The following is a 22,790-nucleotide window of genomic DNA, read 5'->3' as shown; positions in this document are numbered from 1 at the left end:
CTCTTGTTGAATCATTAAGAATGGGGTTGTTGGGATTTTCGGCTTTTGCCAGTTGTGACATCAATGATGTTGGTGCTAATTTTATCCCTTAAAAGTTATTTGAAACCAAAAATCTCGCCGATGAAGTAAAAAATGTGGTGATAAATTGCAACCGTAAGCATATTCTTGTTGAAGAAGGCAAAATACAGAATTCAGAATTCAGAACAAGAAAGTTGGGGATTCAGCCCCATAACACAGAATTCAATCCTGTTTGCGGAGCTTACTGGAGGTATTATTCTGGCTCCTGATTTCTGAATTCTCGTTTTGTTACAATACTCAGAAAACAACTTTGGGCAAAATCATCTTGGTAACAGGGCCAGCACGATCTGGTAAAAGTGAATGGGCGGAAACCCTGGCTATGGAGTCAGGGAAAGCAGTTGTTTACGTAGCAACAGCGACCGATAACACAGATGACCAAGAATGGCATCAACGCATTTTAGAACACCAACAACGCCGTCCCCAAGACTGGGTAACTCTATCCGTACCTATAGAACTATCTGCTACCCTCGCCGATGCCAAACCCTATACCTGCCTTTTAGTGGATTCTTTAGGAACTTGGGTTGCTAATCTCTTAGAGGAGGACGAATCTAGCTGGGAAAATATCGTTGTAGAGTTATTAGAGACAGTGGAGCTAGTTGCTGCTGATGTGCTGTTTGTAGCAGAAGAGGTGGGTTGGGGTGTAGTACCAGCTTATCCCCTTGGGAGGATGTTCCGCGATCGCTTGGGTTCTTTAGTACGCCAATTAGCTGCCCTTAGTGAAACTGTTTATTTAGTAACTGGTGGTCATGTTCTCAATCTCAGTGTCCTTGGTTCGCCATTGCCAACCAGAGAGGATGCTGGAGTATTCAGAAGTCGAAATTCTTAACTATTGATTCAAATTAATCCAAAATCTAAAATCTAAAATTGTCTTATGGCAACCAAACAAGAAGTTAGAGGATACCTTGCCTACTGGTTTCAGTTGGGTAAGAAAGTGATTACGGGCAACGGGAAGGCAAGCATTTTGCCCAAATCGGTGCTAAATGGCGATCGCTATAGTGAAGAATTTGAAGAGTGCTGGCAGAAAATTATTGCGCCTGAATCAGGTGATTGTCATTTAGAGGGTACGCAAGAAACCATTGCTGAATTGTTGACACCAGCATGGGATATGGTTCCTTGTGGTCGTTGCAGTATGCCAGTAGCCGCGCGAAACGTCGGGATGCCGGCATTGTTATGTCCCTGTAATAGTTTGCCTAACTGGCCTAATACAGAACTGCCAGCACCACGAGAGCCAATTAAGACTCAAGACCAACTTAAAACAATTCGCGATCGGCTTGTAGATAATATTGCTTAAAAAAGAAGCAAGGGGCAATACTTTTCGGTTAAACCCAATAATCTCTCTTTTGGTCTGGGGAAAGGTTAAAGGGCAATGGGGAAAGGGAAATTTAAACCCTTTCCCTTTCCCCTTTCCCCGAAAAGTATTGGGACAAGGGGGACAAGTCTTCTCCATCTTCCCTGTCCTTCTTTATGCTCAATTCCCAATGTCTCATTCTCCCTGCCTCTTCGTTGAAGAAGAATCCAGAATCCAGCAATCTTTGAGTGGGAGATTCAAACCCGCAACTAATTGTAGACTGCGAAATCTTAGATATTGAGGAATTGGATAATTTATTTATTGGAAATCCCTTAGTTTACTTTGGTGGTAGAGAATTTGGCGTTGGACAAGTTTTATTAGCAAAATCACACTGATAAATATAAGGTTCTTGCCAACTTAAGGGAATTTCTAATAAATCTCGCGTTCCTGTCATACCTTGTCCAATAAATAGCAACAAAGCAATGCAGTTTAAAATCGTATGGACGATTCGCCAGCGATTGGATTTGTCTTGATAAATATCTTGAACAATAGCTAATGAAAAAATCATTAGCAGTGCTGCGGTAATACCAATATAATAATGTGACCAATACCACTCATTGGTACGGCGAAATACTCCATCTTGACAGCCAAGTATGACTAAACCTGCACCAGTTAAAGTAGCAAAAACCGCCCTCCACACTCGCTGCTTTGCTCGATAAAGAAATACTAAAGAGGCGATAGTAGCAGCTAATATTAATAGGATAAAAACAACTTGAAAAGGTGCTTTATTCCATAATTGATTTTTAATAATATTTTTACCAATAGGGTAGCTTAATCCGATTAAAGTTAATCCGACAACCGCACTTGTTACTCTTTCGCCTAATTGCTTATGTTCTACACCCACTACTGGAGGAATTTTACTCTTACTGCCGGCTAAAATTTGCAATCTGCGTTGGCGTGTTTGCCAAGCAAAATTAATCACTGTCCCAATGAGTGGAAACACGAATATGATTGCGATCGCTGGATGTAAAAGACCAAGAAAATCTGCTATTTCCATACAACACCTTTAAATTAATCATCAAATTAATCTCAAATGACAATTTAAAGCATCGTAGTACCACTTAAATTAATTTAAGATAAGAATCTGTTGAATATTTATTTTTGTTATTTTTAGCTAATTTTAAGTAAGTAAAAATTTAAATGCCTTTCGAACAATAATTATCTAAAAACTAAAATTGTCTAATAACCTGATAGTCAACGATTGAATAATTTCGTCTTGGGGAGAATATCACGTTGCCGTACACTGCGAGGTTTAGCTAATTTCCAAACCGAATAATATTTGTCACTATAAACAATGTCTGTCTTCAAATTATATTTTTTTTCTATCGTTTCGCGCCAACTGTCTGAAGGATTGAATAAAAAAACATCAGCAAACCTATCAGGAATTTTAGGGATTTTTTGATTTTGAACCAACAAAAATTGTACCTTTGGCTCCAAAAGATAGCTTAGAGAAAAGACATTTCCATAATTATTACCCAAAGCATCACTAATCAAAAGTGGGCGAGTGGTCAGATTGATGATTTGGGCAACTTGGGGATTGCCATAGCTTATACCCTTATTCCACCAAGTTTCTGCTTGAAAATTAACCTTACAAGAAATTAAACCACAAATAATTACCAATCCGACGATCGCATACCAAATATTCTGGCGTGACACGCTCTCATTATATATTTTTGTACCTAGTAAGTAAGCAACAGCTACTTGAATCCCTAAATAAGATGGCATGAAATATAGTTCAGATGATTGTATACCCTCAAGCATTAAATCTGGCAGTATTAGAGGCAGTGCTGGCACGACAATTAATATAATGAGAAATAACCAAACTTTATAATTAGTTGTTTGGCAAAGGAAATAAATTGAATATCCTACAAAGATGAAACAAATTAATGTAATTAAATAGTTAAATTGATTATCTGCACTCAGGTCTATATCAAAAAATATTCGGCTTAATTGCATCAACAAAAATTCAAATTTAGGCATCAAAGATGACTGTGGTGTTGCCTTATCTGCTGAAATCAGAAATTGGAAAAAATCACCTATCACAACCACGAACCAAGGCATGAAGGCTAAAAAACCTATTAATGATGATAGAAGATAAGTTCTGACAGTTGAAGAGAACTGGAATCTGGCAGTAGTAATAACATAAATTCCGTGAGCAACTGCGACAAATGCACTCCAAAGAAATGTATAAAGACTGATTGCCAAAGTTACTGCATAAATACTCCAGATAGTAAATATTTCTGGCTGTTGTCGTTGTTTTGCTAGCTGATCTTGATCTTGTGATTCCAGGCGTATTGCTCGCAGCAAAGAAGCGCTAGATAGTAATATGGTGACTAACCAGAGAATATATTCTTGTGCTTCTTGAGCGTATACTAGTTGAATTGGAGAAATTGCCATAAGTGCGATGGCTACGCCCGCCGCAGGCATCGCTACACCAGGAACTAATAGCGGCACATTAAATAATTCTCGACATAGCCAATAAACACCAGGGAAAACCAGCAAACTGATCAAAGCAGATAAACTTCTGATCGCCGTCACCGAATTACCAAAAACTTCCAACCACAATCTGGCTATTATGTAATAAAGCGGTGGATGCAAAGAATCTTCTTTAGCCAAAGTCATGATTGTGTCATTTAAGCTTTTTTGATTTACCCCTTGAAACTGAGCAAAACTTTCTTTGCCAATGACACTACCATTAAACAGTTTATTTTGTGCTTCAGTTCTTGTATAACCAGAAATTCGCAATGAGGTATAGGTTTCATCATGGGAGTAAACCTTGGTATCAAGGTTAAAAAAGCGAAACAATATACCCATCGTCAATAAGAAAATAATTAAAAATCGCAACCAACTCGGAACAAATTTGAGGTGGCGCATAAGTAGTTTTCCCAATATTTTTTCTAAAATAATTTAGTCAGGCGTACTACTAGATGAAGTGTCGCAGCTACGCCCATCATCATAATTCGTAATTCGTAATCCGTAATTATTAATTACGATTTATATCTAAGTCTGTTCATTACACATCCCAAGGGACGTTAGGACTAAAGATAATTTTTACAATATTTGATAACGCCATCTAGCAAAGTCTTTGGTATTAGAGATGGTTAAAAAATCAATAGTTTTAAAGTGCCTATCGATAGCGGGAATACTGCATATTTTAGCTCCAATATTCAAGTATGCCTGCAAAATTTTAGGAATTTCCACATTATACGAGTCTGGACAATTTTGAGGCAGTTCTAGACAAGATTGTGAATTTGGATAAACCAAAATACTTGGATGCATCAAGCCATTGTTCTGAAAATAATTATAAGTGCAAATAGCTTGCGAGGGAGATTGCGTTAGTAATGATGCACAGCCAAAGAAGTATTGATTTTTACTCCAGATCAGATAATTTGCTAGCCCTTTCCATAATAGTAAAAGTGCCTGACTGTTGCGGTATTCTTTAGCTATACATGCACGCCCAACTTCAACTGATGCCTGAAGCACAGAATTAGGAATTGCATTAAGATTAAATATATCGGCAGCATCAAAGCCTAGTCTTTGAGAAGCCATTGTATAGGTTTGCATCCGATAAGTTCCAATGGTTTTACCGGTTTGTTTGGAAATCATGATTAAATGATGGCAAACTGCATCAAACTTATCTATATCCATCTGCGTAAAGTTAGAAGCAGAAAATCCCAAGCCTAGTTCTAGATTAAAAACTTCAAAGCGTAACCGAAAGATTGATTCTAATTCTTCTTTGGTTGAAGCCAGTCGTAGGGTATATTTTTCAGTTTGAAGTATGGGAAAATCTTCAAAAGAGGGAAGAGGATTCACTGAGTAATTGATGTTGCATCCAGAAACTTCCATCTATCTTCCTACCTAGATTTGCGAAAATATCCTACTATGATTTAGGCACTATACAAATAGCTCACATTATGCGTTAATGTGTCGAAGCGTGATTGAGACAGTTTTCGATAAAATAACCTCTAGAGAGCTTTCTTACTCTTGTGGATTAGAGGTATAGTGCTTTTATTATGGACATTAATTACTAAAAAATCTGGCAATAAGATACAAAATTTTCCTTTGATATAGGCTATAAATACAAGTCAAATAAAAGGACAAAGAGATAGGCTTTTACCATAAGTCTCAGCAGAATGGGGAAAGCCCCTAGATGAATCTAGGGGCTTGGATGGTTTTGGTTGCGATCGCTATAAAGTGGGCGGGTCTGCGATCGCAATCTGCGGTAGATGCACTCTAAAATACTTAATTAATTACGGTGATTATTGTTGTAGTGAACCCTTGTACCAGCCCAAAGCAACTTCTCCCGTAGCGTCTGATAGTAGGAATTGTTCTCGCGCAAAATAATAAATTTAGCCCGACATTCTGCCATCCGCACATCAACGCGGTGTCCAGGCCAAATAGAAGTCCCTAACACCCCATCTGTCCAGAGTTTGGTACTCAAATCGTAATCCCCCAAAGGCCAAATACTCACCACAGAACCAGGGGGTAAAACGAGGGGGCGACTAGAAAGGCTCATTGCACAAATGGGAGTGATGGTAAGCGCCTCCATACCATCGTGCATAATCGGCCCATTAGCAGAAACGGTGTAACCAGTAGAACCTGTGGGAGTCGAAATAATCAACCCATCCCCGACATACTGATCGACTACCTCACCATCGATTTCCATTTCTAGAATTGAGGTTATCATTCGGTCAGCAGAGGCGGGTTTGACACAAAATTCATTCAAAGCCAGGTAACGCTCACTCACTGGTTCTAAATTAGACCCGTGACCCTCATACACCGCAGCTTGTAACATCATCCGTCGTTGGATAGCATAGCGATCCTCAAACAGCCGATCCCAAACTTTCTCTGTATCCTGAAACTCTTCCACTGACTCAGTTAAAAACCCCAGATGACCTCCCACATTCACTCCCAGAATAGGGATACCAGCTGGGGCTAAATGTCTGGCACCAGTTAAAACAGTACCATCGCCACCAAGTACCAAGGCGAGATCGATTGGTTGAGCCGCCGAAGCCAAAAAGACTGGATAAGGGTTGTCTTTTGGCCCGCTCGGCCCCATCAACACCTGGCACTCGCGGCTTTCTAGTTGTTTAGCACAGATTTCTGCCCATTGTTTACTCCGGGCATCCCGCGCTTTATAAGCAATGATTACCTGCTTGAGTTGCACGCACAGTTACCACTTCAGGAGATTGAACTGCTCCATATCGACGGTATCGCGGTTGCGATAAATGGCAAGCACGATCGCTAAACCCACCGCCGCCTCGGCCGCGGCCACGGTAATCACAAATACTGTGAAAACCTGACCCTTAATTAATGTTGAGTCGAGGAAGTTGGAAAATGCCATTAAATTCAGATTAACAGCATTGAGCAGTAATTCAATTGACATCAGCACCCGCACAGCGTTGCGGCTAGTAATTAAACCGTAGATGCCGATGCAGAATAAAGCTGCTGCTAGTAATAAAAAGTACTGGAGTTGCATGAATCTGGGTATCCCTCCTGAAAAAACTGGCTGTTTATCTGCGATTCAGGTCGCAAATATTACTCTTTTGTTTCGCTGGTTGTTGATACTAGTTCTCTGGGGCGTTCTTGTAAAGTCAAAACAGTTTGCCCCACATTGGATCGTGTCAATTGGTCTGGCAAATACTCACGACGTGCCAAAATAATTGCTCCTACCATCGCTATTAGCAGCAAAATGGAAGCCAGTTCAAAAGGTAGTAAAAAGTCAGTGAAAAAATGCTCTCCAATTACAACTATTGAGCTTTCACCACCTACTACAGGAGTAGTTGAGTAAGCCCAAGGAGTAGCCAGCACCATTGTACTTAAAAGACCAAACAATCCTACGCTGACTAGACCAGTAAGTAATTTACGCACCCAAGAGTTGGGAAATGCGACAAAATCTTGACGCTTGTTCACCAACATAATGGCAAACAAAATCAGCACGTTAACCGCCCCAACATAAATTAGGATTTGTGCAGCTGCAACAAAATCACCATTTAGCAATAGGTAGATTCCCGCCATACTGATAAACACACCCCCCAGCATAAAGGCGGAATAGACAATGTTAGAGAACAGCACCACACCAATGGCTGCCCCAATCATCATCACGCCCAGTATGCCAAGTGATACTAACTGTACTCCTTCTGCTAGATTCACTGTTTTTTGTCCTTAGTCAATTGTCATTGGTCATTAGTCATTGGTCATTGGTCATTAGTCATTGGTCATTGGTCATTAGTCATTGGTTAAATAACAAAGGACGATTGACAAATGACAATGGACAAATTGCAAATGACATTTATTTTTCTGCTTGTTCTACCAGGTCTTCTGGACGCGCACCTGCACGTGGCGCATCTGCGGGCAGTCCGTGGGGTTCGAGAACACCCTTGGGTAGGTAAACTAGTTCGCGCAGTGGTGTAACCATTGGGTCATCTGTTACTTTATAAGGCAGACGACCTAGGGCTACGTTGTCATAATTCAATTCATGGCGATCATAAGTGGCAAGCTCATACTCTTCTGTCATGGATAGACAGTTAGTAGGGCAAAATTCCACACAGTTACCGCAAAAGATACAAACTCCAAAGTCGATGCTGTAGTGGTTGAGTTTTTTCTTTTTGCTGGCTTTGTCGTATTCCCAATCGACTACAGGTAGGTTAATTGGACAAACGCGAACGCAAACTTCGCAGGCGATGCACTTATCAAATTCAAAGTGAATCCTACCGCGAAACCGTTCGCCAGGAATTAGTTTCTCGTAAGGATACTGTACGGTAATCGGTCGCCGCCGCATGTGGTCGAATGTGACAGAAAGCCCCTGACCAATGTAACGTGCAGCTTGTACCGTTTCTTTGGCGTAATCACCAACTTGTTTTAGGAACTTGAGCATTTTTGGTTCACTCTCTCTTTTTAAGCTATCAGCGTTATTTATCCCTTGTCTTTTGCCCTTGGTCATTAGTCATTTGTAGAAATGACTAATAACTAATGACTAAATGACTAACCACCAAAAGCGAAGGGAAAGGCTAGTTTCAGAGCGGCGGTTAATAGAAGATTAACCAAACCAACTGGTAACAAAAACTTCCATCCTAAATCTAACAGTTGGTCAATCCGTACCCGTGGCACTGTCCAGCGCAACAGGATGGCGACAAACACTAGTAAATAGGCTTTGAAGACGGTCATCGTGATTCCCAAAGAAGCAGTTACTATTTGGAACACGGGATTTAATTCACTGACTCCCAGCCAACCAGCGATGAGGTTGAGGGGAATAGGAAAGTCCCAACCGCCCAGGTAGAGAATTGCTACTAGTAAGGAAGAAAGGATCAAGTTAACGTAGGAACCCAGGTAGAACAAACCGAATTTCATGCCTGAGTATTCAGTCTGATAACCTGCGACGATTTCTTCTTCCGCTTCAGGTAAGTCAAAGGGTAATCGTTCGCATTCAGCTAGAGCGGCTATCCAAAAGATCAGAAAACCGATTGGTTGTCGCCAAATGTTCCAGCCCAGAATACCGTAGCCAGATTGTTGATTGACAATATCAACGGTACTGAGGCTGTTAGACATCATAGCGATCGCTAACACCGCCAGCGCCAAAGGAATTTCATAGCTAATAGATTGCGCTGCTGCCCGCAAGCCCCCTAAGAGGGAGTATTTGTTATTAGATGCGTAGCCAGCCATCAGCAAGCCAATGGGTTGAATGCTTGACAAGGCAATCCACAAGAATACGCCCATGCCCACATTGCTAATAACGATATTCTGCCCAAAGGGAACGATCAGGAACGACAGAAAAACCGGAATTACAACAATAATGGGGCCGAGGGTAAACAGCCAGGGGTCAGACTTGGCTGGTACTATATCTTCTTTAAATACCAGCTTCAAACCATCAGCTACAGGTACCAGCAAACCAAAAGGCCCCTGGTATTCTGGCCCAATTCGCTGCTGTGCGGAGGCGGAAATTTTCCGTTCTAGCCAAGTAGCAACTAATACCCCCACTGTTGCCCCAATCAGCATCAGTATCATTGGCAGGGGCATCCAAATCGCTTTGGCTGTTCCTGCTGGTATACCTAAATCCCGGAGGGATTCAATAAAAGTTCCTTGGAGGTCAATTCCTGAGTTCATGTTTCCGCTCTTTAAGACATCGAGTCATGGTGAGTTACAACTATTAGTTAAATTAATACCTGTAAATTCACCCATTTTTAATTTTTGCCCAGATGATGCTTGATTGAAGATTTGTCGCTAATTCCCATGCCTAGTATATCCTTGGATGGTTTTAGCCCTCTGAAGCGATATGAGAACTTCTACTTATGGTTGGCATTGGGATTGGCTATTCAAGGGACAAAAGGGGCAGAGGGAATGGGAGCAGGGGGCAGGGGAGACAAGGGGACAAGGGGACAAGAGGTGAGAATTTGAAACAAGTCTTTCCCCTTGTCCCCAATTCTCCTTGTCCCCTTGTCCTCTTGCCCATGCCCAACGCCCAATGCCCCATGCCCAATCCCCAAGTTACCGTTTGTCAATGGGAGTATAAGTAACTTCGTGCAAACCGTTGTAAACCTGGGTAGGACGGAAAATCCGGTTTTCTGCTAGTTGTTCTTTCCAGTGGGCTAGCCAACCGGCAACGCGAGCGATCGCAAATATTGGTGTAAACAAGTCTGTAGGAATCCCCATCTTCCTATACACCAAACCTGAGTAAAAGTCAATATTGGGATAAATCCCTTTGCTACCGAGTTTTTCCTCTACCACTCGTTCCATTTCTTGAGCAATGTCATAGAATTTGTCATAGCCAAACTTCTCAAACAGTTGCTCTGCTAGACCTTGTAAAATTATGGCTCGTGGGTCTTTTACTTTATACACACGATGTCCAAAGCCCATAATCTTAGATTTAGTTTCTAGACAATGATCTATGTAAGGACGGACATTTTCTACAGAGCCAATTTTTTCCAACATCTGAATTACTTCTTCATTGGCTCCACCATGCAGGGGTCCACCCAATGTTCCCACAGCACTAGCAACCACAGCGTAAGGATCAGTTAAGGTAGAAGCTGTAACCCTGGCACTGAAGGTAGAAGCATTCATTGTATGCTCGACTTGAAGTATCAAGCAGATATCAAAAATCCGCGCCATTAAAGGATCGGGTTCTTTCTCATCGAGCATGTATAGAAAGTTGGACGAATAGTCTAAGTCATCACGGGGACGTACCGGGTCATTGCCTTTTCGCATCAGTTGGAACGCCGCCACCATCGTCGGAATGGTTGCTATCAGGCGCACCACGGAATCTCGAATGTAGGCAGGATTATGTAAATCCCGGAGTGAATAAAACAAACCTAAAGCAGCAGCAGAGGCTTGTAGGGCATCCATTGGGTGGCCGCTTTCTGGAAAGCATTTCATCATGTCCCGAATGCGGTATTTTATCCGCCGGTGGTAACGAACTTCATGCTCAAATCCTTCCAGTTCTTCCTTGCTTGGCAGTTCACCCCAGATTAAGAGATAAGCAGTTTCTAGGAATGTACTTTTTTCTGCTAGTTCTTCAATCCGGATGCCACGATATTCTAGTATTCCTTTTTGCCCATCAACATAGCTGATACTTGATTGAGCGGCGGGAATGCCTTCTAAACCAGGCTTGTATTCGCACACCATCATGGCACCACCATTTGCTTTTTGAAATATCTGATCAAGCTAACTTACCAGAAATTTATTGTCGCCATAACAGTAGCCGTTCTAACAACAATCGAAAATGTTGGAAAACTGTTATAGCAGGTACTTGGGTGGTGTCAACCAAAACATCTGACTCCGACCCACAGGAGAACCTGTTTCTGGTAGTTTTATCCCAATCATACCTGCTTTTTTCAAGACTAAGCTTTCTTTGACTTCTCCCCACAGGAGAATTTCTGCCCAATTGGTCAAATCAGGTTCGTGCCCAACCAGCGCCAGTTGGGTATTTTGGGAATAATTTCTCGGTTCTAACCAGTCTTTGAGCCAATTAGAAATTTGACCATCGTGGGCGAGGTGGCTAGATTCCTCTAACTGAGAGCTTAGTTTTTCTGCTATCAGGATTTCAGCTGTTTGGCGGGCCCGCACTAAGGGGCTGGTGAGAATCAAATCAAAGCTTAAACCCAATTTAACAAGTTTCTGGGCTACTTTCTCAGTTTTTTGCCTTCCTTCTTTGGTAAGGCTGCGTTCCTCATCCTTGATGCCTAATCCCTTGTCTTCGGCGATGCCATGACGAATTAAGTATAGTTCCATACTTTGTATTATGAGTGATCGGTTAGGCTGCTCTTAGGCAATCTTAAAACGCTATTTACCACTTAGCAATTTGTCATACTCTGGATGTGACCCAATCCAAAACCATACAAAATTTTCATCTTCTTTTACAGCAAGCGCCCGATAATATACACCAATACGCACTGACCAAAACTGACCAACTTTTTTGAAATGCAATGATGGATATTTGGGATCTTCCCGAAGAAACTCATAACATCGATCAGCAAGCTCTTGGATATCAATTGGTAACTGGCGATAGTAATACCAAAAATCTGGGGTTGCTTGATGTTTCACAGGTCAGTACAACGACCTTCTCGGAGATGTTTGAGTGCTTTCTCTGCCAATTCATCTAACCGACCAGCAGCCACATCTTTTTCAATCTGTTTATCCCAGGCTGCTGCATCGAATTCCGCAAACCAAGCACGAAAAGCAGCTAAATCCTCTGGTGAAAGTTGACTAACAGCGAGTTCTACTTCATTTAGGGTACTCATAATCTAGGTAAGCAAAGCTTGTCATTCTTTAAATTAAATATACAATGAGCGTTTTGCACAATGCGATTTTTCAGTGATCGCTCACAAGACAAGATCACGGTTATTCGTCAGCGTTAGGATAAAAGTCTAAATCTAAAATCTCATCAACAGAAAACGGACAAGCGATCGCAAAGTTATCTTCTGATAAACTTGTTTCCACTATTGCCTCTCGCCGCGCTCTTTGATAGGTAGTATTTATCCACTCGGCATCATTTAAAAAACGCCGCAAGCTGGGACTTTCTTCCAGCAATTCATCTATATTCAGTCGCTCACGGGTAATGGTCACTTTCCAACTGCGACTACGATGTTCTGGTTGATACTTCCATTTCAACAAATGCGATAAGACTAACCGCAACGCACTTTGCAACGCTCGCTGTTGACTCTTACCCAAGTCCACCACTTCCTCAATTAAGTGTTCTAAATCCAGCGTGTCCCATTGATGCGATCGCAAAAGCTCTGCTGTCTGCTCTACCCAAGCATAAAAATCTTGCTCATACAGAGTTTGTAAGATTTGGAGTTTTATAGACTTCATGGCGCTCCTTCTTCACAAATAAATAAGTAGGTGCAAGTTAACTTTGATTTAGTTCAGCCTTCGTCATAAAACCCAAATTCCCGACTTTTATCAAAAATCGGGAAGGGATGCTATATGAACAAACACTTTGACTGCTGCATTAGTTAGGAGTTCTCCACGTCTCCTTGAGTTCCCTCTACTCCGACTGAATCGGGTTATCTCTAGGATTAACCAACCTCAGCAGTTTTTGCTTAATTTGAGCATCAAATACTTCCCATTTCATTTTCGCATAAGCGGAATTTTCGTTGCTGCCAGATAAGAAGCCCATTGGAATTTCAAAGCCGCCTGCGCTTGTCCTTCCACCGCCAAAAAACCGCCCGGCGCTATCTTGTCCAAAGGCTTCTTTGATGAATTCATCAGGGTCAAGGGTAAGTTTGCTAGTTCTCAGGGAACCGATGACTATTTCCAGTTCATCGTCTTCATCGTGAACAATGCCGTAAACTACAGCAGTGTGAACGTTTTCTTCGGTGACGAGAAAATCAGCCGCTTGGGGGATGGCATCGCGGTCATCGTAGCGTAAGTAACCAACACCAGCAATGGAAAAGTTATTTTGAACAATGCGATTTTTTAGCGATCGCTCGATCACATCCATTACCCGCTTGGAACGGTTCGCCTGTAAAATGGCGTTTAGCAATTGGGCATCATAAAATCGGCTTAAATACGCAGCTGCCATAAAGTCTTCTTCTTGCGCTTGCATTAACCGATTTGTATCCGATCGCAAGCCGTGCATCAAGGCAGTGGCACATTTAACGTGTTGATTTATGCTGCTATCTAATGCTAGTAATCCCGTTTGGAGATACTGCGTAAAAATTGTTGCTGTCGCTCTTACATAAGGGCGGATATCCTCAAACTCTGATTGCAGATCGCCTTGGATACTATGATGGTCAACGAGTACCACTAAGGGAATCTTAGCCTGCTGCACTGCTGATAGTAGCTGTGAAGTAGTTCCCTGGTTATCAATTAATACAAAACCTTGATAAGATGACAAATCTTTAGTTTTCAAGGTTTGCGGTGTCCAGCGTTGGATAGGTAAGTTAGTCAGCCTTACCAAGGCAATATTTTCTTGATGGCTCAATGCGCCAGCATAAATGATTTCGCATTTGATATCATATTGCTGGGCAATTAACTGATAAGCCCATGCACAAGAAAGGGCATCAGGGTCAGGAAAATCTTGCAAAATTACCAGTTGGCGATCGTGTCGATGTGCCAAGAGGGTTTTTTGCAGTTCTTCGGACTTTTGTTGTGCCAGAGAATTACCACGGTGACTAAGAAATATAGCTCCGTCACCTACCGATGGCGGTAATGATGGACTTTTAAATGCAACTTCCACTGGCGCTTTCTCGATTTCAGGTTCCTCTGGGTTTGGCTCTGCTGTGGTCAATGACAAACTCTCAAACTGAGTAACGGGAGAATTCAAGTACATAGGGAACTTTTTTAAAGTGTGAGGCTCCTTTAATTCAGAAATACTAAGATCAGCAATTCACTGAATTTAGCCACATTATTTTGATCTTCGCAAAAATATCAAGACATTGCACTATACATCTAAGTATATTTTTTGTCAGTAACAGCGCTTGATATCAATTAAATTCCACTAGAGGGTATATGAGTGCTGAAAACAAGCAAGTTTTGTATATTCGGCTGTATCTGGCAGCATAAATCTGTTTGAGGAGCTTTTTTCTCTTCCTTAAATTGAATCAGCAGGATTTTTATCTGAATTTTTTATCTGACTTAGGGTATACTTTCTATCTTATACTTTAGGGTTAGTCCTTGATATTTCAAATATTCTTATGCTCAATAATCTCATTATTATGACTATTGAGCAATTAACAATTACTTTTAATTAACAACGCCTGTTTGTATCCCCTTTGAAAAGTCTCAGAAATCAGAGAGGATGCCTAGCAAAAGTTGAACCACATACATAAGTGTATAGGCTTGAGCATTGACCATTGCGCCAATCTACGAGACGCGATCACCTTTGTGACGAGCCATATAGCCGCCAATTTTTCAACACTCCATTACTAAAGCTGTTGGGTTGCTCCCAAAGCAATAAGGTATTTCTTTTTTATCCTCTGCTCCTCTGCGTTTTTGCTCAAAGACCTATAACATACTTTTGCCACTCTGTATGCAGTCCACTCTTAAGATGTTTGCTGACTTCGAAATAGAGGCTGCTATAAGGTTGGCGAGGAGGATGGCGTAAAGGCATGTGAGCTTCATGGGGAGTCCGACTGCCTTTTTTTACATTGCAACGGACACAAGCTGTCACAATGTTCTCCCAGGTATCGCCCCCGCCGCGCGATCGCGGTATTACATGGTCTAGAGTCAACTCATCTCCTGTGTAACCACAGTATTGACAGGCATGACCATCACGGTGCAATATATTTCGGCGAGTTAGAGGAATTTCTTTATAAGGAACACGCACGTAATGACGTAACCGGATTACGGTCGGCAACGGAAAATCCGAGTACAAAAACTTACCGTTGTGTTCTACGCGTTCTGCTTTGCCCTTGATTAACAGAACCACAGCACGCCGCCAACTCGTTATATTGAGAGGTTCGTAAGATGCGTTTAAGACTAAAACCTTCCCCATTTATCTGCGCTCAGGGTATTAGCTTTACATAAATGTTAACACAAATACACCCTGCTAGGGAGATGAGAATAAATTATACTTTCGGCAGAATTCGGCAATTAATTTATGACTTAAGAGTTATGAGTGAAGAGTTAGGAGTTTGGAAGTAAAACTTCTAACGTCACACCAAGGATTTTACGTAGGTTAATGCAAATAACACAGCAAAAAACCGAGCCATAAGATTTACCTTTAACTCCCTACTCATAAATCTTAACTTTTAGTTTACTACTGCAACATCTTGTATCACTTCCAATATGAAGGTTAAACTTCCTATTTAATCTGATCTCGCTTTTAGGAGCGTGTATAGATAGATAACTTGAAAGTTTAGCCGTGGTGGGATAGGAGTCAGTACAAATGTTAAGTCGCAAACAAATCCCTGGTGTAGTTCCTAATCAGCAGTGCGACACCTACGCGTGGTTTTCGCAACGAGCTTGGGTAGAAATTGATTTGGGGGCGTTGTCGTACAACGTACAGCAATTGGTGCAGTTTTTATCACCGCGTACCCAGTTGATGGCAGTAGTAAAAGCTGATGCTTATGGACATGGTGCGGTGACAGTTGCCCAAACTGTAATTCAATCGGGAGCTAGTTGGCTGGGAGTCGCTACAGTTCCAGAAGCTATTCAATTGCGAGAAGGCGGGATTGAAGCGCCCATTTTGATTTTAGGAGCAACTCATACACCAGAGCAGATTCATGCGATCGCACAATGGAAACTTCAGCCCACACTCTGTAGCCCTAAACAAGCTTTGGTATTTTCCAATATCCTGGAATCCATGAATCATGGTTCGCCAGTGCCCGTACACATCAAATTAGACACGGGTATGTCTAGATTAGGAACTAATTGGCAGCAAGCTGGTGAATTTGTGCAATTAGTGCAGCGCTTACCACATCTATCGATTGCCAGTATTTATTCTCATTTGGCAACAGCAGACGATCCTGATACAACGGCAATGGAAGAACAGCATAGACGATTTGAGGAAGCGATCGCTCAAATCAAAGCTATGGGAATTGAAGTGCCTTGCTTGCACTTGGCAAACTCAGCAGCTGCACTCACAAATCCGGCATTGCACTACGATATTGTGCGAGTAGGTTTAGCCGTTTATGGACTTTACCCAGCACCGCATTTACAAAATGCGATCGACCTCAAGCCCGTTTTGCAACTTAAGGCACGAGTCACCCAAGTTAAAACAATTGCCGCAGGAACTGCTGTTAGCTACGGGCATAAATTTATTGCCCCGCGTGAACTTCGCCTCGCTGTTGTGGGAATTGGCTATGCTGACGGCGTTCCTCGTAGTCTTTCTAACAAAATGCAGGTGTTAATTCGTGGTCAGAGAGTGTCGCAAATCGGCACAATTACAATGGATCAGTTGATGCTGGATGTAAGTGCTATACCCAATATCCAAGAAGGAGAAGTAGTTACTTTGCTAGGGGAACAGGGAAAAGAACAAATTTCCGCAGACGATTGGGCAGAACAACTAAATACTATTTCATGGGAAATTCTCTGCGGGTTCAAGCATCGTTTGCCTCGTGTTGCGGTTATGTAATTGGGTATGGGGTATGGGGCATTGGGAATTGGGCATGGGAAAGAGGACTTGGGGACAAGGAGAATTGGGGACAAGGGGAAAGACTTGTTGTAAGTTCTAAACTTTTGTCCCCTTGTCACCTTGTCCCCCTAATTCCCTATTCCCAAAAATAATTTCTTATGGTATGATAGTAAACTGATGCGGATATGGCGAAATTGGCAGACGCGCTAGATTTAGGTTCTAGTTCCGAAAGGAGTGAAGGTTCAAGTCCTTTTATCCGCATTTTTAATTTTCCAAAACTGCATGAGCTAATAGGCTAGGCAGCAAATAAATTAATTGCTCCTCAACTGCAAGCATGAGAGTCAGTAGAGCTGAACTTTGCTGTTGTAACGAAATTATTGTCTGCATTTTTTAACTTTGCGATCGCACCTTCTACCTTTTGTAGAGAAAATTTCCGGCTGTGGCTGTGCTTTGTCGTCTTATGTAGCACTGCACTATGAGCGCTGGTTTGCTTTCAAGCAGGTAGGCGCTCGCATTTGCCACAAGGCTAAACACTAACTTCAAGGGAGAAAAATGTCCTGTACAGGGAGTCTCTTGAGATTTTCAGTTATATAAGGTTTTGAATAATCCTCTCTAAATATAGCAATCCGGCTTGAGTCTTGCTAGGCATACTAGTGGTTCATGTCATTAATTTTGACGAGTAGATAAATTCTTCAATTTCTCTTCTTTCCTTCTTCCTTCTCTGCGCGAACGCGGTTCGTTCTCTTAAGTAAATTGGCGCGAAAAAACTCAAGTATATTACGAAACGTAAATAGGCTTAAAATCTTTACTAATGACCGAATGGCACGCTTGTTAATCGCAAAGCCCTGATATAACTTGCTTTTTGAGTGTGGGGAGTGTGGGGAGTGGGGGAAGTGTGGGGATAAAGAGGAGAAATTGAATAACTGCATATCAACAAATACTGCATTGCCTCCCCATCCTTCCACACCTCCCATACCATGCACTGAGGAGGTTTCAGCTTTTCTTAGTGCCATTCACTAATGACAAATGACAGCCTTAGCCAGTTAGCCTTAATTGCGCCGGCCTACTTATCCTAGATTTCTCACTTGTGAGAAATCTAGGAGTGTGGGAGGTGTGGGAGGATGGGGAAGAAGTCTTACCCCCACACTCCCCACACTCCCCACACTCCCCACACTCCCCTCCCTACAGTATCGTGAGAAATCCGGGTTATCTCTCAAATTTAATGGGACAGACCACTAGGGCATAACCCATTTCAGGTAAGGTTTTGAACGTTATAAATTTTAAAAAATCAAATATGCATCCTAATATTAGTTACTTTTGTAACTATTTCAACATGACTTTGTATACAGGCGTATAACTGATTATTCCGATTACATTGAGGATGTACAAATCAAGTAACGCAAGGCAGATTAAAGGATATATGAACCGCTTTAAATCTATTCTTCTTGGGGGCTTATTAGCAGCGGCTTCAATTGCTGCTATTTCTCAAAATGCTAATGCTGCTGAATTTAAATCCGATCGCGATCGTTTTAATGGTAATACTGTAGCTTTTAATAACAGTAAATTCCAACACGAACGTCAAGTCCGTGAACAACGCGCTCGTGAATTACGTGAGCGCCAAGCTCGTGAATTGCGTGAACGTCAAGCTCGTGAACAACGCGCTCGTGAATTGCGTGAGCGCCAAGCTCGTGAACAACACGCTCGCGAACTGCGTGAACGTCAAGCGAGACTTCATCACTAAGAAAATAAATTTTAACTCACTCATATTACGTTAGGAGAGTAGCAACACTCTCCTTTTTTTGCATAAACCTACTCAAATTAATGGCCAAATTCAGCTAAATTTGAGGTGATGAGTTTTTCAATTAATTTTATAACACCATCTCCCCGGCTACCATTAGTCACAAAATCCACACGCTCTTTGAGCGCTGGCCAAGCATTAGCAACTGCTACTGAACAACCACAAAAATTGAGGAAATCATGGTCATTTTCTGCATCACCAATGCCGATTACATTTTCAGGTGATAACTGCATCTCAGCCAAAGCTGCGGCTAAACCTGTGGCTTTGTTAATTCCTGAGGGTAGCACCATCACTGCACCTTTATTCAATATGACTTGTAATTCTAATCCCATATCGCGAATAGTTTCTAAAACTATGCTTTCTTGGGGATGCCAAGTGGCAACAATTACACAACCAACTGACAGAGACTTAACTTGGCGTGAGCGCAATGCGTTAATAAATTCTGCTGATGGTTGCGAACCTAATAATTTCTCCTGACGGGTAGCTGGTGAGTACAGCAAAGCGCCGTTTTCTGCCACTACATAATCAAATAAATCTACTTGTACAAAAACTTGCAGCAATTCATCTAGCTGTCTGCCTGTCACCAAGATAAGTTTGTAACCAGAACTCCGCAGACGTGAAAGTGCTGCCAAAGTCTTTTCATTTACATGATTGTCAGTTGCTAGTGTACCGTCGTAGTCAGTGGCTAATACAGAATAACGCATAATGTTACTCAATTTTTTTGACTGTTAAACGAAACTTTTCCCATTGTGAGGAATGCCTGCACTAGCTGCCAATGGTTCTACAATTGGAGCAATTAATACAATTTCCTTTAGTGTAAATATAAACATTTAATAGTTTTTTACCAGTAAATAAATACACAAAGCATTCAGAAATTATACATCTAATGCCTAATCTAGAGATGTGGCGATGTCTACGATGGTCACTGAGCTTGTCGTACCCCTCCGGGAAAGCAAGCTACGCGCAGTGTCTCGTAGAGAAGTGCTACGCCTATGCGCTTAACATCCACAGTACGAATAAACTAGCGATCGCGCAAATCTTTTTGGACAAACAGAAAAATTCATCTGGAGACTTGATTAATTTCATATCTTTTTCTGGTCTAGTCATTAAATGTTGTAAATTATGTTTTATTTTTGTCAAATAAAATCAGTATTATCCCTGTAGGCATAACAGAGCTATTTAATTGAAAGTGACTTTATTTAGTACTTATATGCTTATAAACTCGATTTTGCTTAAGTGTAAATACAGAAGTTCAAATATATTATTTTCATAAAATCAGTATTATTCCTGTGGTCAGATTGGGGTTACTCAATGGAAAGTGGCTTCATCTAGTCTTGACATTTTTATGCCTTATTCTCCAAAAATGTCTGTAAATCTCAGTAAGAGGAAGTAAATTAATAATAATTTACGAATTTGCTGAGATTTGATCGTTTGAAAATAACGCTGTTTTCGTTGAGTTTCACCACAAGCACTAAATATAAACTGATGTACTTTAAAATACAAAAGTTTGATGCTTTTTACTTGATTTAAATTGTGAAATAACTCTATACGAATTTAGCTTACACGTATCGAATTTAGCTGAAGTAAAAGCAAAATGAGCACAACTCCTATAGGTAGCTACAGGTTGTTCCAGAAACTACATCCGCTATCTCTGTTGGCACAATTAACCAGTCGGCGTGCTACAGGGTGCTTAAGCATATTTACTGGAATAGTTTCTTGGTCAATTTATCTAGAGGACGGTAAACTTACTTATGCCTCCTATTCAGATAAACTGTTTGAGCGGCTTGACAGTCACTTACGACGCTTAAGCCAGCAGATTCCTACTCTCAACAGTGCCACTCGCGTGCAAATGCGGCTGATGTTTGAGACGAAGAATGAACATCAATCAATACCCAATGCGGATTACCAAGCTATTTGTTGGTTAGTCAATCAGGATTATATTACTGCTGTGCAAGCAGCAAGCCTGATAGACGAATTGGCAAAAGAAGTACTGGAATCATTTCTGTGTTTAAAAGAAGGTAGCTATGAATTCAGCCCGGAAAGCTCTTTGGATGAACTACCAAAGTTCTGTCGCCTGGATTTGCGGTTACTTGTTGAACACTGTCAAAGACAGTTAAGAAATCGGCAAAATATCCAGTCATCAATTCCGTCTGGTGCAGGTTCCCAAGTTTTATCTAAAATACAACCATCTCAAATTCAGCCACCGCTACAAATAAAACTGGGGCAAAAGTTGCCAATATCAATCAACTTTGATATTCCTGAAAATAATAAAACTAATCAACTACCTGCTGCCAAAAAACTATATACAATTGCCTGCATTGATGATAGCCAAACAGTTTTAAATTCTATTAAACACTTTTTAGATGAAAATACATTTTCTGTTGTGATGATAAACGATCCGGTGAAGGCTTTAATGCAAATTCTGCGGAGTAAGCCCGATCTAATTTTATTAGATGTTGAAATGCCGAGCTTAGATGGTTATGAGTTATGTTCCTTATTACGAAAACATTCAGCTTTTAAACATACACCTATCATTATGGTGACTGGTAGAACAGGATTTATCGACAGGGCAAAAGCAAAAATGGTTAGGTCTTCAGGATATTTGACTAAGCCTTTTACACAATCAGAATTGCTAAAAATGGTTTTTAAACATCTTGGTTAATTTTAGTAGTCAGAATTTAGGAGTTAGAATTCAGGAGTTAGAAGAAATGAGACAGCCAGCGAAGACATTTCAAGATTTGATAGTTTGGCAGAAAGCACATCAATTTATTTTATTAGTGTACCCATTTACTGCTCACTTTCCTAAATCAGAAATATATGGGCTTACCTCTCAATTTAGACGAGCAGCAATTTCTATACCAGCAAATATAGCGGAGGGATTTAAGAAAAAAGGATTAGCAGATAAAGGACGTTTTTTAAATATTGCACAAGGTTCTTTAGAAGAATGCCGTTATTATCTAATTCTTTCAAATGATTTGGAATATGGTGAGACTTCGGAATTAAAACTTAAGCTTGAGGAAGTTAGTAAGCTACTAACAAGCTATGCTAATTCAATTCTGAATTCTGAATTCTGACTCCTGAATTCTAATAAAAAATGCTAATATATTTAATTTATTTTTTAGGAGATTTATATAGTGAGTCTGACTTTACTTGGCACAATTCTGATTGTAGAAGATTCTCCCAGCGAATTGGAATTAATGAGTCATTATCTCAAAGAAAGTGGTTACAACGTAATTAAAGCAAGTGGTGCAAAAGAGGGTTTAGAAAAAGCTGTGTTAGAAAAACCAGATGCGATCGTTACTGATGTGGTAATGCCAGAGATGAGCGGATTTGAATTGTGTCGTTCTCTGAGAAGAAATCCGATTACTGCAAAAGTGCCGATTGTGATTTGTAGTTCTAAAAATCAAGAAATTGACCGTTTATGGGCAATGAGACAAGGTGCAGATGCCTACATAACTAAACCTTACACCCGCGAACATCTCCTACGTACTATTAAATCAGTGGTAATTTGAATCAATGACTAGTACAAACATTACACTTCCTTTAAAACCAAATCAAAATAATTTAGCAGACAGTTATCTAAAGTTTCAGCTAAATCAACAGACTGCTGCTGTTTTATCAATGAAGCATACGCAAGAAGCAATTCTTGTACCTATTGAATCTGTAACTTCAATGCCTAATATGCCCACCTGCATATTAGGATTAATGAATTGGCGGAGTCGGATAATTTGGGTAGTTGATTTACCAAGAATGCTCAATTTAGAATCTCTCGATTATCGACTGCGGCAATACAGTACGATCGTTATCCAAGTTGAATCATTAGTGCTAGGTTTAGTTGTGCAAGAAATCAAAGGTACAACTAAGTTCATTGCTGATGAGATTCATTCTCCTATAGGACAAGTGGCATCCAGTTTAGTTCCTTATTTATGTGGCTGCGTTGTCCAACAAGAAGAAATCTTGCTGGTATTAGATGCACAGGCAATTGGGCAGTCTTCTATTCTCCGCAGTGATTAAAATGTACTACTAAAAAGGATTTTTAGTGTTGTTATTCACAT

Annotated in this window: 25 protein-coding genes and 1 tRNA gene; 10 read left to right on the top strand and 16 right to left on the bottom strand. The window is 40.9% G+C overall.

Annotated features, from left to right (window positions below; translation table 11 throughout):
- Positions 1 to 328 precede the first annotated feature (328 nt).
- Together cobU and FD724_RS15070 are read left to right on the top strand one after the other, a co-directional pair.
- Positions 329 to 904: a bifunctional adenosylcobinamide kinase/adenosylcobinamide-phosphate guanylyltransferase gene (cobU, locus tag FD724_RS15075; RefSeq protein ID WP_179073185.1), complete on the top strand. Its 576-nt coding sequence runs from the start codon at positions 329 to 331 to the stop codon at positions 902 to 904.
- A gap of 45 nt (positions 905 to 949) precedes the next feature.
- Positions 950 to 1,369: a hypothetical protein gene (locus FD724_RS15070; RefSeq protein ID WP_179073184.1), complete on the top strand. Its 420-nt coding sequence runs from the start codon at positions 950 to 952 to the stop codon at positions 1,367 to 1,369.
- 334 nt (positions 1,370 to 1,703) lie between these two features.
- Here the strand turns inward: FD724_RS15070 and FD724_RS15065 are convergent, their stop codons facing one another.
- The 8 genes from FD724_RS15065 to nuoH all read right to left on the bottom strand — a co-directional run bounded on the left by FD724_RS15065 (position 1,704) and on the right by nuoH (position 9,529).
- On the bottom strand, positions 1,704 to 2,423 hold the full coding sequence (locus FD724_RS15065) for a DUF4079 domain-containing protein (RefSeq protein WP_179073183.1): 720 nt from the start codon (positions 2,421 to 2,423) through the stop codon (positions 1,704 to 1,706).
- A 197-nt stretch (positions 2,424 to 2,620) separates the two neighbouring features.
- The gene (locus tag FD724_RS15060) at positions 2,621 to 4,300 is read right to left on the bottom strand and encodes a glycosyltransferase family 39 protein (protein ID WP_179073182.1); all 1,680 of its coding nucleotides are present in this window, start codon (positions 4,298 to 4,300) and stop codon (positions 2,621 to 2,623) included.
- 177 nt (positions 4,301 to 4,477) lie between these two features.
- Entirely contained in the window at positions 4,478 to 5,272 is a 795-nt protein-coding gene (locus tag FD724_RS15055; protein WP_179073181.1) for a GNAT family N-acetyltransferase, read from the bottom strand.
- Positions 5,273 to 5,672: 400 nt separating this feature from the next.
- The gene (locus FD724_RS15050) at positions 5,673 to 6,593 is read right to left on the bottom strand and encodes an NAD(+) kinase (RefSeq protein WP_012411870.1); all 921 of its coding nucleotides are present in this window, start codon (positions 6,591 to 6,593) and stop codon (positions 5,673 to 5,675) included.
- Between the two features lie 6 nt (positions 6,594 to 6,599).
- Positions 6,600 to 6,905 (bottom strand): NADH-quinone oxidoreductase subunit NuoK, encoded by a 306-nt coding sequence (gene nuoK / locus FD724_RS15045; RefSeq protein WP_006199065.1) that lies wholly within the window; start codon positions 6,903 to 6,905, stop codon positions 6,600 to 6,602.
- Between the two features lie 59 nt (positions 6,906 to 6,964).
- Positions 6,965 to 7,579, bottom strand: coding sequence for an NADH-quinone oxidoreductase subunit J (locus FD724_RS15040; protein WP_114083480.1), 615 nt, complete (start codon positions 7,577 to 7,579; stop codon positions 6,965 to 6,967).
- Positions 7,580 to 7,718: 139 nt separating this feature from the next.
- Entirely contained in the window at positions 7,719 to 8,303 is a 585-nt protein-coding gene (gene ndhI / locus FD724_RS15035; RefSeq protein ID WP_114083496.1) for an NAD(P)H-quinone oxidoreductase subunit I, read from the bottom strand.
- A gap of 107 nt (positions 8,304 to 8,410) precedes the next feature.
- On the bottom strand, positions 8,411 to 9,529 hold the full coding sequence (gene nuoH, locus FD724_RS15030) for an NADH-quinone oxidoreductase subunit NuoH (RefSeq protein ID WP_114083481.1): 1,119 nt from the start codon (positions 9,527 to 9,529) through the stop codon (positions 8,411 to 8,413).
- A 126-nt stretch (positions 9,530 to 9,655) separates the two neighbouring features.
- Between nuoH and FD724_RS15025 the strand changes: the two genes are divergently transcribed.
- Complete coding sequence (locus FD724_RS15025; protein ID WP_159402507.1) at positions 9,656 to 9,820, top strand: hypothetical protein; 165 nt, start codon at positions 9,656 to 9,658, stop codon at positions 9,818 to 9,820.
- Positions 9,821 to 9,910: 90 nt separating this feature from the next.
- Here the strand turns inward: FD724_RS15025 and FD724_RS15020 are convergent, their stop codons facing one another.
- The 7 genes from FD724_RS15020 to FD724_RS14990 form a co-directional block, all read right to left on the bottom strand.
- Positions 9,911 to 11,047, bottom strand: a complete 1,137-nt coding sequence (locus FD724_RS15020; protein ID WP_114083483.1) for a citrate synthase — start codon at positions 11,045 to 11,047, stop codon at positions 9,911 to 9,913.
- A 108-nt stretch (positions 11,048 to 11,155) separates the two neighbouring features.
- Entirely contained in the window at positions 11,156 to 11,650 is a 495-nt protein-coding gene (gene sixA, locus FD724_RS15015; protein WP_179073180.1) for a phosphohistidine phosphatase SixA, read from the bottom strand.
- 51 nt (positions 11,651 to 11,701) lie between these two features.
- A complete protein-coding gene (locus FD724_RS15010; protein WP_114083485.1) occupies positions 11,702 to 11,962 on the bottom strand; it encodes a hypothetical protein in 261 nt (86 codons plus the stop codon).
- The gene (locus FD724_RS15005) at positions 11,959 to 12,159 is read right to left on the bottom strand and encodes a hypothetical protein (RefSeq protein ID WP_114083486.1); all 201 of its coding nucleotides are present in this window, start codon (positions 12,157 to 12,159) and stop codon (positions 11,959 to 11,961) included. The genes FD724_RS15010 and FD724_RS15005 overlap by 4 nt, the downstream gene beginning before the upstream one ends.
- 100 nt (positions 12,160 to 12,259) lie before the next feature.
- Entirely contained in the window at positions 12,260 to 12,730 is a 471-nt protein-coding gene (locus FD724_RS15000; protein ID WP_179073179.1) for a DUF29 domain-containing protein, read from the bottom strand.
- Between the two features lie 175 nt (positions 12,731 to 12,905).
- On the bottom strand, positions 12,906 to 14,192 hold the full coding sequence (locus tag FD724_RS14995; protein WP_114083488.1) for a bifunctional oligoribonuclease/PAP phosphatase NrnA: 1,287 nt from the start codon (positions 14,190 to 14,192) through the stop codon (positions 12,906 to 12,908).
- A 666-nt stretch (positions 14,193 to 14,858) separates the two neighbouring features.
- Positions 14,859 to 15,356: an HNH endonuclease gene (locus tag FD724_RS14990; RefSeq protein WP_069070622.1), complete on the bottom strand. Its 498-nt coding sequence runs from the start codon at positions 15,354 to 15,356 to the stop codon at positions 14,859 to 14,861.
- A gap of 393 nt (positions 15,357 to 15,749) precedes the next feature.
- Between FD724_RS14990 and alr the strand changes: the two genes are divergently transcribed.
- The 3 genes from alr (at position 15,750) to FD724_RS14975 (ending at position 18,678) form a co-directional block, all read left to right on the top strand.
- Positions 15,750 to 16,937: an alanine racemase gene (gene alr / locus FD724_RS14985; RefSeq protein ID WP_114083490.1), complete on the top strand. Its 1,188-nt coding sequence runs from the start codon at positions 15,750 to 15,752 to the stop codon at positions 16,935 to 16,937.
- A gap of 179 nt (positions 16,938 to 17,116) precedes the next feature.
- Positions 17,117 to 17,198 (top strand) — tRNA-Leu (locus tag FD724_RS14980).
- A 1,159-nt stretch (positions 17,199 to 18,357) separates the two neighbouring features.
- Entirely contained in the window at positions 18,358 to 18,678 is a 321-nt protein-coding gene (locus FD724_RS14975) for a hypothetical protein (RefSeq protein ID WP_179073178.1), read from the top strand.
- Positions 18,679 to 18,755: 77 nt separating this feature from the next.
- Here FD724_RS14975 and FD724_RS14970 read toward each other — a convergent pair whose 3' ends face one another.
- Positions 18,756 to 19,439 carry an HAD family hydrolase gene (locus tag FD724_RS14970; RefSeq protein ID WP_179073177.1) on the bottom strand — a complete coding sequence of 228 codons (684 nt, stop codon included), beginning with the start codon at positions 19,437 to 19,439 and terminating at the stop codon, positions 18,756 to 18,758.
- Between the two features lie 890 nt (positions 19,440 to 20,329).
- Here FD724_RS14970 and FD724_RS14965 point away from each other — a divergent pair.
- From FD724_RS14965 to FD724_RS14950, 4 genes are read left to right on the top strand one after another with little or no spacing between them, the layout of a single operon-like run.
- Positions 20,330 to 21,397: a response regulator gene (locus tag FD724_RS14965; protein ID WP_179073176.1), complete on the top strand. Its 1,068-nt coding sequence runs from the start codon at positions 20,330 to 20,332 to the stop codon at positions 21,395 to 21,397.
- 46 nt (positions 21,398 to 21,443) lie between these two features.
- Entirely contained in the window at positions 21,444 to 21,809 is a 366-nt protein-coding gene (locus tag FD724_RS14960; RefSeq protein ID WP_179073175.1) for a four helix bundle protein, read from the top strand.
- A gap of 60 nt (positions 21,810 to 21,869) precedes the next feature.
- The gene (locus FD724_RS14955) at positions 21,870 to 22,247 is read left to right on the top strand and encodes a response regulator transcription factor (protein WP_012411883.1); all 378 of its coding nucleotides are present in this window, start codon (positions 21,870 to 21,872) and stop codon (positions 22,245 to 22,247) included.
- 4 nt (positions 22,248 to 22,251) lie between these two features.
- Positions 22,252 to 22,749, top strand: a complete 498-nt coding sequence (locus FD724_RS14950; protein WP_012411884.1) for a chemotaxis protein CheW — start codon at positions 22,252 to 22,254, stop codon at positions 22,747 to 22,749.
- Positions 22,750 to 22,790: the final 41 nt, after the last annotated feature.

The sequence above is a fragment of the Nostoc sp. C057 genome, assembly GCF_013393925.1.
Classification (GTDB): Bacteria; Cyanobacteriota; Cyanobacteriia; order Cyanobacteriales; family Nostocaceae; genus Nostoc; species Nostoc muscorum_A.
This window is presented reverse-complemented; position numbering and strand designations above follow the sequence as displayed.